We start from the raw sequence: 14,912 nt of genomic DNA, 5'->3' as shown, positions 1-14,912 counted from the left end.
GGCATCAGCAGATTCGTGGCAACTGCTCCCCGATCGGCAGGTCCACCACCCGCGTGCCGCCAAGTCCGGTACGCGCCACCACCATTCCGGGGTGCGTCTCCACAGCTTCGCCGATCACAGTCGCGTCAGCGCCCAGAGGGTGCGAGCGCATCGCTTCCAGGACCGGCTCCGCGTGCTCGCGCGGAACGAACGCCACGAGCTTGCCCTCGTTGGCGACGTACATCGGGTCCAGCCCCAGGATGGCACAGGCATTGGCCACGGGTGGAGGGACAGGAATGGTGCGCTCCTGGATGACGACTCCGGCGCCGGAGGCCGCCGCGATCTCGTTCAGGGCGGCTGCCAGGCCTCCGCGCGTGGGATCGCGCAGCACATGCAGGTCCGGGGTGACAGCGAGCATCGTCTCCACCAGGCCACCGAGCGCCGCGCAATCGCTTTCGATCTCCACACCGAACTCGAGGCCCTCGCGGACGCTCATGATCGCGACGCCATGGACGCCGATCGCGCCGCTGACGATCACAACATCACCGGGGACGACGCGCTGCGGCCGCAGATCGACGCCCGTCGGGATGATGCCGATCCCCGCGGTGTTGATGAAGATCCCGTCACCGTGGCCGGCTTCGACCACCTTGGTGTCGCCCGTCACCACTTCGACCCCCGCGGTGCGCGCGGCCGAACCGAGCGCCTGCGACACGCGCGAGACCACCGAGAGCTCGACCCCCTCCTCCAGGATGAATCCGCAGGAGAGATAAGCGGCTTGGGCGCCGCTCATGGCAAGGTCATTGACGGTGCCGTTGACAGCCAGGTCACCGATACTGCCGCCGGGGAAGAACAGCGGCCGCACCACGAAGGAATCCGTGGAGAAGGCCAGCCGGACTCCGCCGAGTGAGAGCGCCGCGGAATCGCCCAGCCGGCCGAGCACCTCTCCCCCGAAGGCCGGCGCGAAAATGTGCTGGACGAGCTCGGCGGAGAGCACGCCGCCACCGCCGTGCCCCATCACCACCCGGCTCTGGCCCCGCAGCGGGGCTGGGCAGGTCCACGCCGTGAGGTCCGGCAGCCCCGGCCCGGCGGCCTGCGGTGAGCCGTTCAACGGCGTATCGATCGAGAGCGCTTCTGTGGTCTCAGACAACGGGGCTCGCCTCCAGCGATGCGTTCGTGATGTCCAGCCGCCGGTAGAGGTAGTACGCGGCGCACGCGCCCTCACTGGAGACCATGGTGGCGCCGAGCGGGGTCCGCGGCGTGCACAGCGTGCCGAAGGCCTCGCATTCATGAGGCTTCAGCAGACCCTGCAGGACCTCGCCGCTGCGGCACTCCGCCGGCTCCCTGGTCTGGATACCGGTGACCGAGAAGCGGTACTCGGCGTCGTACTCCCGGTACCGCGAGGACAGCCGCCAGCCGCTGCCGGGGATCGTTCCGATGCCGCGCCAGGCGCGATCGGTGACCTCGAAGACATCCGCCAGCATCGCTTGAGCGGCGCGGTTTCCCTCGGGGCGCACGGCACGCGGGTAGGCGTTGTCCACGGTGTGCTCACCGCGTTCCAGCTGCTGTACGGTCCTGCGCACCCCCTCCAGGATGTCCAGCGGTTCGAATCCGGTCACGACGATCGGGACACGGAACCGCTCGGCCAGCTCGGGATACTCCGCGACGCCCATCACGCTGCACACATGCCCGGCCGCGAGAAAGGCCTGCACCCGGCAGCTCGGGGACTGCATGATCGCCTCGATCGCAGGAGGCACCCTGACATGGGACACCAGCAAACTGAAGTTCTGGATGCCGAGCCTGCGCGCCTGATACACCGTCATGGCATTGGGCGGCGCAGTCGTCTCGAATCCGATACCGAAGAACACCACTTCCCGGTCCGGGTTCTGCTGAGCGATCTTCAGGGCGTCGAGCGGCGAGTAGACGACCCGTACATCGCCGCCTTCGCTACGGACCTGGAACAGGTCACGGCCGGTGCCGGGCACGCGGAGCATGTCACCGAAGGAGCAGAAGATCACCTCGGGGCGGGAGGCGATCTCCAGCGCCTTGTCGATGACCTCCAGCGGGGTGACACACACGGGACAGCCGGGTCCGTGGATCAATTCCACCTGGTCAGGGAGCAACTGGTCGATGCCGTGCCGGATGATCGTGTGCGTCTGTCCCCCGCAGACCTCCATCAGTGCCCACGGTCTGGTCACGGTGGAATGGATGTCATCGAGCAGGCGGCGCGCCAGATCCGGGTCCTGGAACTCGTCGATGTACTTCACTTCTTGGCCTCCTGGGGTGTGTCGGTGCCGGCGGCGGGCAACGGGGATCCGCCGGCTTGCGCCACCGGCTCCCACGGATCGCCGAACTCCTCCTGGAGCAACCCGAGCGTGGCAAAGAGCTCGAGGGTCTTCTTGGCCGACTCCTCGTCCAGGCGCTGCAGGGCGAACCCCACATGCACGATGGCGTACTCGCCGACCTGGAGGTCCGGCAGATACTCCAGGCACACCTCCTTGACGACACCGCCGAAGTCAACGCGGGCCATACGGGTGCCGTCGCGTTCCTCGATGTCCAGGACTCTCCCGGGTACCGCCAGGCACATGTCCTTCTCCTCGCTGTGGGTGTTTCGTCGCCCGGTCTCCCCGGGGCACGTCGTCAGTCGCCGCCTGCGCGCAGGGCCACGGCGGCATGTGCGGCCACCATCAGTTGACCGAGCGCCAGTCCCCCGTCGTTCGGCGGGACTTGGTGGTGGCGCAGGACGGTGAAGCCGTCCTCGCGAAGCGTCTGTGCGCACGCCGAGGAGAGCAGAGTGTTGGCGAAGACACCGCCGGTCAGGGTTACGGTGTCCAGTCCGCGCTCGTCTCGCGCCATGACGCAGATCTTGTGTACGAGATCGGCGACGGCCCGGTGGAAGCGCGCGGCGACAAGGGCCGGAGGTGTGCCCGCCCGTACGTCGTCGACGACTGCTGCCAGAACGGGTGCAGGGTCAGCGGCCACCGCAGCCCGACCATCACCCGGAGGCCGCAGGGCGAACGCGTAGCCGACGACGTCCTCGGCCGCCGCCGTCAGTGCGGCCGCCTCCAGCTCGATGGCTGCCTGGGCTTCGTATCCGGACTGATGGCAGACGCCCGCGAGCGAGGAGACGGCATCGAAGAGCCGCCCCATGCTGGACGTAGGCACACAGTTCAGGTTCCGCTCCAACTGGTGTTCCAGCACTCGGAGTTCGTCGGGAGGGCAGGCGGCAGTACAGGGAAGGTCCTGGGACCAGGCGATGCCGGCTGCGCGCAGATGTGCGAGTGCCATTCGGTACGGCCGGCGCACCGCGGCGTCGCCGCCCGGCAGGGAGACATAAGCGACGTGTCCGAAGCGGCTGAACCCGTCGTAGTCCGCCAGCAAGAACTCCCCGCCCCACACCGCCCCGTCGTCACCGTAGCCAGTGCCGTCGAACGCGACCCCGATCACGGGGCGGCTCCCGTCCAGTCCGTGCTCCGCCATCGCGGCGGCAACGTGGGCGTGATGGTGCTGGACCCGCACGACCGGCCGGCCGGCCGCGTGCCGGCCGGCCCACTGTCCGGAGCGATAGCCGGGATGCCGGTCGGCCGCCAACAGCTCAGGGTTCACCCCGGTGATCGACTCCAACTGTGTTTCGGCGCGCTCGAACGCCTGCTGTGTGGCGAGGTCGTCCATGTCTCCGATATGGGCCGACAGCCAGGCCCTGTGCCCTTCCGCGAGACAGAACGCGTTCTTGAGGTCGCCCCCGACAGCGAGGGCCGCCTGCACGGGTAGGGGCAGTACGACGGGCAACGGGGCGTAGCCACGAGCGCGGCGGATCATCAGCGGCTCCCCGTCGCACACCCGCACCACGGAGTCGTCGCACGGCACGTGGATCCCGCGGTCGTGCGTGAGCCAGGCGTCTGCCAGGTGCGCCAGCCGGGTCAGTGCGTCGGTGTCTTCGGTGACGATCGGCTCCCCCGCCACATTCCCGCTGGTCATCACGAGCAGGCACGGCCCGTCGGTATCGCCGGGCAGGCCGAGAAGCAGATGGTGCAGAGGTGTGTAGGCAAGCATCACGCCGAGATCGGGACTGCCGGGGGCGACCTCCTCCGATGGCCTCGGCAGTCCCGGCGGCACAGCGTCAGGCCGACGGCGCAGCAGGACGATGGGCCTGAGGCCGCCCGTCAGCAGGCTTCGCTCCTGGGGTCCCAGGTGCACAAGGTGCTCGATGTCGGCGATGCTCCTGGCCATCAGGGCGAACGGTTTGTTCCCCCGGGCCTTGCGGTGGCGCAACGTGGCCACGGCCCGGGAGTTGGAGGCGTCGCAAGCGAGGTGGTAGCCGCCGAGGCCCTTCACGGCGAGGATCGCGCCTTGGGACAGGAGCCTGCGGGCCTCGGTGATGGGGTCCTCGGCGGATACGGGCCGAGGCGCATCTTCCGTATTCGCTTGCGCCACGAGCAGACGCAGGCGGGGGCCGCAGGCGTGGCAGGCGACCGGCTGCGCATGAAAGCGGCGGTCGGCCGGATCGGCGTACTCCCGGGCGCAGTCGGCGCACATCGGGAAGCCGGCCATGGTCGTGTGGTCCCGGTCGTACGGAAGACCGCGGACGATCGTGAAGCGGGGGCCGCAGTGCGTACAGGTGATGAAGGGGTGGCGGTGACGCCGGTCGGCCGGATCGGCCAGTTCCGCGAGGCAGGCGGCGCAAGTCGCCATGTCCGGCGACACCAGGGTGCGCGCGGGTCCGCCCGTGGTGGATGCGGCGATGGTGAACCCGTCACCCCCGGTGGTGGGGACCTCCTGATGGTCGACGGACTCCACCCGCGCGAGAGGCGGCGCGTCCGCGGAGATGCGGGCACAGAAGAGAGCGACGTCAGCGGGTGGCCCTTCGACTTCCGCGACAACGCCCTCACCGGTGTTGGTCACATGGCCGACCAGGTCGAGCCCGGTGGCGAGTGTGTACAGGAACGGCCGGAACCCGACGCCTTGAACCACGCCCCGGACGGTGACCCGCCTGCGCTGCACCGCCTCCTCCGCGACGGCGGCAGCCGACTGCGGACCGCTCACGAGCCGGACTGCGCCATGGCGCCGGAGGCCGCCGTATGGGTATGCGTACCGTGTTCGTGGTGATGAAGATGCTCCTGACCGGCCATGACGGGCGCGTGGACCGGCCCGCCGTCCGCTGCCGCCGTCGCCCGGTCCAGCAACGCGCCGACGCCGTCGCCCCGACGCGCGGAGGTCAGCAGCACTTCCACCCCCGGGTTGACCTGCGCGACGTTCGCCCGGAACGCCGCCTCGTCGAACTCGACCGCCTCTGCGATGTCGGTCTTGGTCACCACCACCAGGTGCGCCAGACCGAAGGCGGTGGGGTACTTCAGCGGCTTGTCCTCCCCCTCCGTCACGGAGGCGAGCACGACCCGCAAGGACTCACCGAGGTCGTACGAGGCCGGACAGACCAGGTTGCCGACGTTCTCCACGAACAGCAGCCGGGTGTCCTCGGACAGCCATCCGTCCAGGTGCCGGCTCAGCATCCCGGCCTCCAGATGGCACAGACCGTCGGTCAGCACCTGCTTGACCGGGACTCCTGAACGAGCCAGGCGCACAGCGTCGTTCTCGGTGGCGAGGTCGGCGGTCAGGGCCGCGACCCGTACTCCCCGCTCCCGTGCCAGCAGCAGCTCGCCCTCCAGCAGCGCGGTCTTCCCACTGCCGGGGCTGGACAGCAGATTGACGATCGTGGTGCCGCGTGCGGCAAGTTCGGCGCGCAGCGTGTGCGCGGTCGCATCGTTCTTGGCGAGGACCGCCTGTTGCAGATCGACCACACGGCACATGCTTCAGCACTCCTCGAAAATGGGTTCACGGGCCCGTTCGTGCTCCTGGCCGTCCTCCCAGTGCACGCTGACGATCTGCAGTTCGCGGCCCGAGAGCAGCTCGGCGGTCGCCTCTCCGCACATCGGACAGCACAATTGCGGCGGCATTCCGACCGCCCATTCATCCGCGCACGGTTCGCAGCGGGCACGACCGGGCACGGACTCCGCGACCAACTCGGCACCTTCCAGAACGGTCCCGGCACAGGCCAGTTCGAAGCAGAAGGAGAGAGCGTCGGGGACCACTCCGGCCAACTCGCCGACCTGGAGCCGTACGGACGTCACCGCGGTGACACCGCCTGCTTCGGCCGCCGCCTGCTCCACCTGGCCGACGACAGCCAACGCGATGGACATCTCGTGCATCGCTCTCCGTCCTGGCACTGGCCGACCGCCGTCGAACGCTCTGGGCCCGGTGGGCGTCGCCCGCCCGCGCAAGCTGAGCGCTGGGGCCGTTCGGCACCATTACAGGCCGGGATACGGCGGCCGGGAGCCCGGCACGCCGACGCCACCCGGCCGCGTACACCGTTCGGGGCAGCGGCGGAAGCCGTACCGGTCTCGGGGTGCACGTCGCCACAGAACAGCCCGGCCGGAAGGGCGGCCCCGATTACCACCTAAACGGACAGAACGTATCTATAGGGCACTAATGCACGCATAGGTCGAATGTAGGGATTGAATACGCACTCCGGGAGCGCGATCCCGCTTCGAAGTGTCCGGAATGGGCGTTTGCTCGACATTGCTCCCGACATCCATTTTGCGGGAAATCGCGCGACTTGTCATGCATTTTCGCGGCGCCGCGGGGCAGACCGGTCCCACATCGAAGCCCGTGATATGGGTCACGTCCGTGACGCTGCGCGAAGGGCGCCGGCCTGGCTCAGTCCCGTGTCCCAGAAAGAAAGTTGAGTTTCCCGCCCTCGGTGGATCACGGGATTTTCCGCCGCAGAATCCGCCGCATGGATTGCAGTGGTGAATTCAGGGCTTGTTCCATCCAGCCCTTTTCGCTTACGGTCACCGCAATCCGGACGGAACGCCGAATCCTGCCGCCGTCCGGTAAAACCCACCCACTTACGTACGGCAGGAGCGGGGAACCCAGGTAAGCCGCCGATCCGGAATCCGGAACGGCTCGGGGTGAAGTCGCATTCCCACTGCGGCCGGGCATCTCCAGCCCGAACCCGACAGCTGACCTCGCAGGCGACGGAGAGGAACTCGCCATGCCCGCAAAGGGTAAGCATCGCCGTCCCAAGTCCAGCCCGATCACTCGGGGTTTCGCCGCTGCGGGCGCGGGAGGTGCCGCACTCGTCCTGCCGGTGATCGGCGCGACCACTGCCGGCGCGGCGCAGCCGACGGCGCATCCCTTCACAGCTGAAAAGGCTGTGGCGCCGGCCGTCGCGGGCACCACGCCCGTCGCTGTGAAGAAGGCCCTGCCCACCACCTATTCCGTCGTTGTGGGCGACTCCCTCTCCAAGATCGCACGGGCGCACTCCCTGAGCGGCGGCTGGATGCGGCTGTACAAGGACAACCGGCGGGCAATCGGTAGCAACCCTTCGCTGATTCACGCGGGTCTCAAGCTGTCGGTCGGCAAAAAGGCCAAGGTGACCCCCAACACGTCTTCTCCGGAGGATCGGGCCAGCCGCTCCGCGCAGAGGAGCACGCTGGCCACCAATAGCGCCGCCACCGCCGCGAAGCCCGCGACCTATTCGAACAACCTCGACGGCTGGATCAGGGAGTCGCTCGACGTCATGGCCAAGCACGGCATCCCCGGCTCGTACAACGGCATCCACCGGAACATCATGCGCGAGTCCTCGGGCAACCCGCTGGCCATCAACAACTGGGACTCCAACGCCGTGAAGGGAACCCCGTCCAAGGGGCTCCTCCAGGTCATCGACCCGACGTTCCGTGCCTATCACGTGCCCGGCACGTCGATGAACAGCTACGACCCGGTCGCCAACATCACCGCCGCGTGCAACTACGCCGCCGCGAGGTACGGCTCGATCGACAATGTGAACGGCGCCTACTGAGGCCCGGTCACCTCAGTCGCGTCACATCCTGCGGATGCGCAGATAGCGCATGAGGTCCGGCAGGGCCAGCCTGACGACGGCGGCCAGCGCAGTCGCGGCAGTAGCGGCGGCCGCGCCACCGATGATCGTCTTCTTCATGCTCTTCTCCTCACTTCGCAGCCTCGCCGACCGCAACCGGTGGCGCGGACGATTCCTGCTCGCCGTCCCGCAGCAAGCCCATGATCAGCCGTACGGCCTCCGGCACCGCGGCGGCCACGGCCGGACTGAGACCGATGCCTTCCTCCACCCCGGCGGGTTCGCATCCCACTACCAGGATGCGCCGCGGGGGCCGCGCGCCGGTGCCGGCGCAGAGGGTCTCCAGGAGAGCCAGGACCGCGTCGGGGGACATCCGGTGACCGTCCAGCAGCGCGTTCCGGGGCTCGATGCCGTTCGCGCCGTCGGCTTCGATCAGATACACCGTGCCGGGTTCGCCGCCGCGCGCCGTGGCATCGACCAGGACGAGCGTGTCGTAGCCGTCGAGAAGCTGATACGCCAGGTGTACGCCCCGTACGCCGATGTCCACGACCTCGGCGTGCTCCGGCAGCTGTTCCGCGGCCAGCCTGCGCACGGTCTCGACGCCGAAGCCGTCGTCGCCGAGGAAGATGTTTCCGACCCCGGCGACCAGAATCCGGTCGCTGTTCCGCTCAGGACGTGTCATGCGTCCTCCAGGGGGGCGACCTCGTCGGGCTGGAAGTACAGGAAGCGGCCCTGCTCGCGGCGGATGTCGGCTCCTGGATCGCCCTCGACGGTCACTGCCAGATGCACTGCCCCGTCCACGTCGTGCAGCACCGCCTCGACCCTGGCGCTGCGGCCGTGCAGGAACAGGTCCTGTGCGTCGGTGCGCCGCAGGCCCGGGCGCAGCAGCACGCGGCTCCCGGCCCCCAGCGACCGGCCGTCCACGACGACCCGGTCGCGGGCCGGGTCGAAGCCGGAGTCGCTCGCCGGGTCCCACCACGGGGTGCCCGGCGCCTCCACGCCGTATTCGTCGGTAAACCCGCGACAGGCGGGCGGCGGGGGTGCGTCCGACGCGTCGGGGCCGGTCACCTCCCGTAGCGCACGCACCGCACCGTGCAGGCGCTCAAGGACTTCAGGGGGCATCGAGTCGGCCAGGTCGATCACCGCGCCGGCCCGCTCGTCGGTGCCACGAGCCTCGCGCTTCTCCTCGTCGGTGAGGGCTGCGGTGCGCAGCGCGAGAATCTCGTCGATCTCGGTGGCGTCGTAGAGCGCCCCTGGGCTCTCCGGGGCGATGGCGGGGTGGTCCTCCAGGATGATCGGGGAAGACAGCACCAGGTCCGCGCGGCCGGGTTCGCCGGCGAGGACCGGCCAGGTGTGCAGGTTGCGGCAGGACGCAATCGCGCCCTTGGCCCACTCGGGCGGATCCGTCATCGACAGGAACGACCCGGCGCTGAGGCCCATCAGCAGATGTGCGGCCACCAGCGAGCGGGGCAGCGCCGCGTCACGGTCGGCCGTGCCGTCAGGCGGGCTCCAGCTGCTGGTGTTCTCCACGACAGCGGTCAGACGCATCACCCGGTAGGGACCGTCGAGGTCACGTGCGGACAGCCGCACGGCGCCACTGATCTCCTCGCATCGGCGAATCAGCCGGCCCACCGTCCGGCCGGTCGCGTCCAGGACGGGCTCGGTCTCTTCGCGGGCAGGGCGGGTGAAGGGAACGGTGACACCGTCTCCTGCCAGCTCCGCCACGTCTGCGAGCACCTCGACACGCTCCTCGACGCCCTCGTCCCAGGGCACCAGGACGCGGTCCTCGAGTTGGAGTTCGGGCACCGTCTCGAACCCGCCGTCCTGCCGGGCCTGTTGCACGGTCCTGCGCCGGGCGTGCAGGAAACGCACCTCGACCGCCAGCGTCGCGCCCGCCTTCGGTTCCATCAGACATTCCGTGTGCTGGAAGTCGTGCTCCTCGCACTCGGAACCCCAGGCGGGCGGCACGAGCACTCCGAACTGCCAGCGCAGCCGGTTCTTGGCCGCCGAAGCACGGTACGGGTAGAGCACATAGCCCTCGAAGAGCACCGCGTCGGCCACCTGTCGGGCGACGGCGAACCGGGCTTCCGTCGCCGGTGCGAAGGCAGTTGTCGTCAACGTGCCGTCCTTCCGGTAGCGCGTGGCAGCAGCGCTCGGTCCAGGGCGTGGACCGGCTGGGGGTCCGGCGTGCCGGCCTCGGCCAGCAGGGCCCGGACGGCCGCCTCCCAGGAGGGATGTGCCCGCCGCGAACGGAAGGCGAGCAGCGCGTCCATGGTGTCGCGCGGCAGCCGGATCCAGCCGCAGCCGGGGAAGTGCTGCTCGACCATCTCCTGCCACACCTTTACCGGCATCCGGAAGGCCGCCTCCCGATCCCACGGCACGGGCTCGACGCGGAAGCCGCCTGCTCCGGTGAATGCCGTTCCCGAGAACAGCATGAGCAGCGGCACCTCGCCCGCCTCGAGGGCGTTGAAATACCGGGTGGCGGCGACGTCCATGTCGTACGTGCAGGGGACGGCGAGGTCGGTTTCCGTCTCTCCCGTGAAGCTGGGAACCATGTGCGAGACCTGGGCGAACTGAACCGGCTGGAGCGTGCTGCCCCAGCGTGAGCGCTCTCCGAAGAGGTCGGCCAGCCCGTCGGCCTCCGTGGGAGCGTAGCCGCGCCGCGCGGGTTCGATACGGATCTGGCAGCGCAGGGCCAGGGCGTGCACGCGGGCGTTGTCGGACGCCGTGACGCGCAGCCTGAAGACGAGTGTCGGACCGGCGGCGTACTGGTCGGCCCGTACGCCCGTACACGTGAAGGCGAACTCCGTCATGGCCGGTCCGCCCCCTGCACCACTTGGGCGCGGCCGCCGACATGTGCGAAGAAGGCCTCCAGATCGGCCCGGGCCTCGGCTCCGCCGTCAAAGCCCTGCCACAACAGGCGCATGCGGCCCACCAGTTCGTAACAGATGTCGATCGGGACGAGGTAGCACTCGGCCCGGCCTTCCACACGGCGCAACAGGAGCGCCTCCACGTCGGGTTCGAGGAGCGCGGCCAGCCGACTGCCGCCCAGCACGGTCTGCCATGCCGACGGGTCGAGTTCACTCTCGGTCGCGCCGGCGGGACTCGGGTAGAGCGCGACCAGGCGGTCGAGCGCCGCGTTGCGGAAAAAGAAGGCGACGCCGACCGGGATCTGCAGAACTTCCCACGCGCTGTCGTCCAGGCGGTGGTCCGGGTCGGCCAGATAGCGGTCCGGCACCGCCCGGAAGCGGCCGCCCGCGGCACCGGGCCGCTCGAACAGGAGGGAACACGGGACGCAGGCGCAGGCAAGTGCGCGTTTCTCCGTGTCCACCAGGTGGCGGTGGCTGTTGTCGGCCACCGCCACTCCGCACAGTTCGCAGCGCTCCTGCTGGGGTGGCCGCTCGGTCAGAAACCGTCGCAGGCCGCGCAGTTCACCGGCAGGCCCAGGAGGCTGTGGCCGGAGCCGGGGCGCGCTCACCGCGTCTTCGCCGCGGCCGGTCCGGGCGCCGTGCGGGACGTGGGAGGCTTCCCGATCTGGAGCAGCGCCGGCTCCCGGGCGGTGGCGCCGGCCTCCACTTCCACAGCCGTCACCTCAGGCGCGAAGCAGGTGAGAGCGTCCTCGACTGCCTGCTGTGCCGACGCAGCTGTGCCGGCGCAGCCGCAGCCCGCACCACCGGCAGACCGCAGGCGCAGCGTTGCGGAGGAGTCGTCGAAGCCCGCCACCTCCCAGGCATGGTCACCGGCCGCCTCCAGAGCACGCGCGATGCGCGTGGCGGTGTCCTCGGGGTGCAGGTCGTGCAGGACCAGCAGGCTCGAGACCAGTTCGTCTCCGAGCAGGCCGGCCAGGGGGCTGCCCGGGGATTTGCCGGCGGCGGGGGCATCGAGCAGCCGGACGATCCGGGCCAGACCGGCGCCGTAGAAGTCCATCAGGACCCTGACCAGTTCCTCGGCCCCGGCACACGCCGATTCGTCGCCGGTGGCGGCCAGTCGGTCGAGGACTTCTTCCACGCGCCGTCCTGCCTGCTCCGCGTTCATGACTCGGTTGGCAGCATCGGCCGGCGGGGCGGCGGTGTGGGCTGCCGCGCTCATCCGGAAAGGCCGCTCAGGCCGGTGGGCACGTGCATCGACTTCACGGTCTTTCCGCCGCCGACGTACATGTGAACGCCGCAGGGCAGGCAGGGGTCGAAGCTGCGCACCGTGCGCATGATGTCGATGCCCTTGAAGTTCTCCGGGGAGTTCTCCTCGAAGATCGGTGTGTTCTGCACGGCGTCCTCGTACGGGCCGGGCGTGCCGTAGGAGTCGCGAGTGCTGGCGTTCCACGGAGTCGGCGGGTACGGGTGGTAGTTGGCGATCTTCCCGTCCCGGATGACCATGTGGTGGGAGAGGACACCGCGTACGGCCTCGGTGAAGCCGCAGCCGATGGACTGGTCCGGCACCTCGAACTTCTCCCAGGTCTGGGTGCGGCCGGCACGCACTTCGTTCAGCCCCTTCTCGGCGCAGTGCAGGGCGATGGCCGCGGCGTAGGCCTGGAAGTAGGTGCGGGCGCGGTTTCGTTCCAGCGCGTTGCTCCAGCGCGGGATCTTCCACTCGAAGGTGGTCTCGGGCTTGGTCATCGTGCGCGGCAGGTTGATGACGACGCTGTTGCCGGTGGCCTTGACATAGCCGACGTCGACGAGCCCGGACAGCGCCGTGGACCACAGGCGGGCGATGGGGCCACCGCCGGTGTCCAGCGGCAGGTAGTCCTTGCCGTCGAACCAGCGGGGGGACATCACCCAGCTGTACTTGTCGTTGAAGTCCCGCTTCTGAGGGGCCGGGATGGTGTGCTGGTTCCACGGGTGGCGCGGGTCGACGGGGTTGCCGAGCGGGTCGTGGGTGACGAACTGCTCCTGGCCCTGCCAGTCGTCGTAGTACGAGCTGCCCAGCAGGATGCGGATGCCGAGGTTGATCTCGGTGAGGTCGTTGGTGACGAGCTTGCCGTCGACGATGACGCCGGGGGTGACGAACATCTTCCGTCCCCAGTCGGTCATATTGGCGTAGGTGAAGTCGCAGTACTCGGGGTCGTTGAGGGCGCCCCAGCAGCCGAGCAGCACCCGTCGGCGGCCGACTTCCTCGTACCCGGGCAGAGCCTCGTAGAAGAAGTCGAACAGGTCGTCGTGCAGGGGGACGACTCGCTTCATGAACTCCACGTAGCGCATGAGGCGGCTGAGATAGTCCGTGAAGAGCTGAACGGAGGCAATCGTGCCGACTCCGCCGGGGTAGAGCGTGGAGGGGTGCACATGGCGGCCCTCCATGAGGCAGAACATCTCCCGGGTGTAGCGGCTCACCTGGAGGGCTTCCCGGTAGAACTCGCCTTCGATGGGGTTGAGTGACCGCATGATGTCGGCGATGGTGCGGTAGCCGTGGTCCCCGGCGTGCGGCGCCTCGGTGCGCTCGGCGAGCTCGAGGACGCCGGGGTTGGTCTCGCGGACCATCTTTTCGCAGTAGTCGACCCCGACCAGGTTCTCCTGGAAGATGTTGTGGTCGAACATGTACTCGGCGGACTCGCCGAGGTTGATGATCCACTCAGCGAGGTGCGGAGGCTTCACCCCGTAGGCCATGTTCTGGGTGTACACCGAACACGTGGCGTGGTTGTCGCCGCAGATCCCGCAGATACGGCTGGTGATGAAGTGCGCGTCCCGGGGGTCCTTGCCGCGCATGAAGACGCTGTAGCCACGGAAGACCGACGAGGTGCTGTAGCACTCCGCGACCCGCTTCTGCTTGAAGTCGATCTTTGTGTGGATGCCGAGACTGCCCACAATCCGGGTGATCGGATCCCAGGCCATTTCCACCAGGCCACTGCCGTCGCCGGCCGCCTTCGTCGTCGGTGCCATCGTGAGTGCCGTGCCCTTCTTCAAGCTGGAGGTGGGTCGCGCGGTGAGGCGTAAGCAGGTACTTCGGTTCAGCGGGGGTTCACCAGGGCGGCCGGTAGCCGGTGGTCAGCTTCTGTCCCGTGTGGCGCCACTTCGGCTCCTTGTCCACGGTCCTGGCCGTGATGGTCCGCAGCTTGCGGATCACCGCGCCGTACGCTCCGCTGGCGGTGCTGGACACCTTCGCGCCGGGCGGTTCGTCCATGAACGGCATGAACTTGTCCGGGAAGCCCGGCATGGTGCAGGCGATGCAGATGCCTCCGACGTTGGGACAGCCGCCGATTCCGTTCATCCAGCCCCGCTTGGGCACGTTGCACTTGACGACGGGGCCCCAGCAGCCGAGCTTGACGAGGCACTTGGGCGAGTCGTAGGTGTCGGCGAACTGTCCCTGTTCGTAGTAGCCCGCGCGATCGCACCCCTCGTGCACGGTGGCGCCGAACAACCACGTCGGTCGGAGCTTGTCGTCCAGCGGGATCATCGGAGCGGCGCCCGCCGCCTGGTAGAGCAGGTAGGTCAGGGTCTCCGAGAAGTTGTCGGGCTGGATCGGACAGCCGGGCACGCACACGATCGGGATGCCGGCCTTGGACGTCCAGTCCCAGCCCAGGTAGTCCGGCACACCCATCGCACCGGTCGGGTTGCCCGCCATGGCGTGGATCCCGCCATAGGTGGCACACGTTCCGATCGCGACAACAGCCAGCGCCTTGGGCGCGAGCCGGTCGATCCATTCACTGGTGGTGATCGGCTGGCCGGTTTCGGGATTGTCGCCGAAGCCGCACCAGTAGCCTTCCTGCTTGATCGACTCGTTGGGGACGGACCCCTCGATCACCAGGACGAAGGGGTCGATCTCACCGCGCTCGCCCTTGAAGAACCATTCGATGAACGTGTCCGCGCCCCCGACCGGCCCACATTCGAAGTCGATCAGGGGCCAGTGCACAGCGATCTTGGGCAGGCCGGGCAGCACGCCGAGCACGATCTCCTCGATACTCGGCTGCATCGCCGCCGTCAGGGCTACCGAGTCACCGTCGCAGCTCAGCCCGGCATTGATCCAGAGGATATGGATCGGGGGCGCGTCGTCGGCGGGTGCCCCGGCGGCGTCCGCGTCCTGGGCCGCGGTCGACGTGGCTGCATTCATCAGCGTGCCTCCTTGGGGAGGTATGTCA

Annotated in this window: 14 protein-coding genes and 1 riboswitch; of the genes, 1 reads left to right on the top strand and 13 read right to left on the bottom strand. The window is 68.8% G+C overall.

Annotated features, from left to right (window positions below):
- Window positions 1-4: 4 nt before the first annotated feature.
- The 6 genes from hypE to hypA are packed head-to-tail and all read right to left on the bottom strand — an operon-like array spanning window position 5 to window position 6,179.
- Window positions 5-1,087 (bottom strand): hydrogenase expression/formation protein HypE, encoded by a 1,083-nt coding sequence (gene hypE, locus ACFYXH_RS21165; protein WP_389565786.1) that lies wholly within the window; start codon window positions 1,085-1,087, stop codon window positions 5-7.
- 31 nt (window positions 1,088-1,118) lie between these two features.
- Window positions 1,119-2,243 carry a hydrogenase formation protein HypD gene (gene hypD, locus ACFYXH_RS21160; RefSeq protein WP_362686015.1) on the bottom strand — a complete coding sequence of 375 codons (1,125 nt, stop codon included), beginning with the start codon at window positions 2,241-2,243 and terminating at the stop codon, window positions 1,119-1,121.
- Entirely contained in the window at window positions 2,240-2,563 is a 324-nt protein-coding gene (locus ACFYXH_RS21155; protein ID WP_389565006.1) for a HypC/HybG/HupF family hydrogenase formation chaperone, read from the bottom strand. The genes hypD and ACFYXH_RS21155 overlap by 4 nt, the downstream gene beginning before the upstream one ends.
- Before the next feature lie 53 nt (window positions 2,564-2,616).
- Complete coding sequence (hypF, locus tag ACFYXH_RS21150) at window positions 2,617-5,019, bottom strand: carbamoyltransferase HypF (protein ID WP_389565003.1); 2,403 nt, start codon at window positions 5,017-5,019, stop codon at window positions 2,617-2,619.
- A complete protein-coding gene (gene hypB / locus ACFYXH_RS21145) occupies window positions 5,016-5,780 on the bottom strand; it encodes a hydrogenase nickel incorporation protein HypB (RefSeq protein WP_389565000.1) in 765 nt (254 codons plus the stop codon). Before hypB ends, hypF begins: the two co-directional genes overlap by 4 nt.
- A gap of 3 nt (window positions 5,781-5,783) precedes the next feature.
- Window positions 5,784-6,179 (bottom strand): hydrogenase maturation nickel metallochaperone HypA, encoded by a 396-nt coding sequence (gene hypA / locus ACFYXH_RS21140; RefSeq protein ID WP_389564997.1) that lies wholly within the window; start codon window positions 6,177-6,179, stop codon window positions 5,784-5,786.
- 652 nt (window positions 6,180-6,831) lie between these two features.
- Window positions 6,832-7,020: riboswitch (cyclic di-AMP (ydaO/yuaA leader) on the top strand.
- A gap of 4 nt (window positions 7,021-7,024) precedes the next feature.
- On the opposite strand from hypA, the gene ACFYXH_RS21135 reads away from it, so the two are divergent.
- Entirely contained in the window at window positions 7,025-7,831 is an 807-nt protein-coding gene (locus ACFYXH_RS21135; RefSeq protein ID WP_389564993.1) for a transglycosylase SLT domain-containing protein, read from the top strand.
- 148 nt (window positions 7,832-7,979) lie between these two features.
- Here the strand turns inward: ACFYXH_RS21135 and ACFYXH_RS21130 are convergent, their stop codons facing one another.
- From ACFYXH_RS21130 to ACFYXH_RS21100, 7 genes are all read right to left on the bottom strand, one after another.
- Window positions 7,980-8,528: a hydrogenase maturation protease gene (locus ACFYXH_RS21130; RefSeq protein ID WP_389564989.1), complete on the bottom strand. Its 549-nt coding sequence runs from the start codon at window positions 8,526-8,528 to the stop codon at window positions 7,980-7,982.
- On the bottom strand, window positions 8,525-9,964 hold the full coding sequence (locus ACFYXH_RS21125) for a hypothetical protein (protein WP_389564987.1): 1,440 nt from the start codon (window positions 9,962-9,964) through the stop codon (window positions 8,525-8,527). The genes ACFYXH_RS21130 and ACFYXH_RS21125 overlap by 4 nt, the downstream gene beginning before the upstream one ends.
- Window positions 9,961-10,659, bottom strand: coding sequence for a DUF6084 family protein (locus ACFYXH_RS21120; protein ID WP_389564985.1), 699 nt, complete (start codon window positions 10,657-10,659; stop codon window positions 9,961-9,963). Before ACFYXH_RS21120 ends, ACFYXH_RS21125 begins: the two co-directional genes overlap by 4 nt.
- The gene (locus tag ACFYXH_RS21115) at window positions 10,656-11,267 is read right to left on the bottom strand and encodes a DUF5947 family protein (RefSeq protein ID WP_389565784.1); all 612 of its coding nucleotides are present in this window, start codon (window positions 11,265-11,267) and stop codon (window positions 10,656-10,658) included. The genes ACFYXH_RS21120 and ACFYXH_RS21115 overlap by 4 nt, the downstream gene beginning before the upstream one ends.
- 53 nt (window positions 11,268-11,320) lie before the next feature.
- Entirely contained in the window at window positions 11,321-11,935 is a 615-nt protein-coding gene (locus ACFYXH_RS21110; protein ID WP_389564983.1) for a hypothetical protein, read from the bottom strand.
- Entirely contained in the window at window positions 11,932-13,716 is a 1,785-nt protein-coding gene (locus ACFYXH_RS21105) for a nickel-dependent hydrogenase large subunit (RefSeq protein WP_389564980.1), read from the bottom strand. Before ACFYXH_RS21105 ends, ACFYXH_RS21110 begins: the two co-directional genes overlap by 4 nt.
- Window positions 13,717-13,795: 79 nt before the next feature.
- Window positions 13,796-14,884 carry a hydrogenase expression protein HypE gene (locus tag ACFYXH_RS21100; RefSeq protein ID WP_389564977.1) on the bottom strand — a complete coding sequence of 363 codons (1,089 nt, stop codon included), beginning with the start codon at window positions 14,882-14,884 and terminating at the stop codon, window positions 13,796-13,798.
- Window positions 14,885-14,912: the final 28 nt, after the last annotated feature.

The organism is Streptomyces sp. NPDC002730, from assembly GCF_042888805.1.
Taxonomy (GTDB): domain Bacteria; phylum Actinomycetota; class Actinomycetes; order Streptomycetales; family Streptomycetaceae; genus Streptomyces.
The sequence above is the reverse complement of the archived record's forward strand: the minus strand, read 5'-3'. Positions and strand labels throughout refer to the sequence as shown.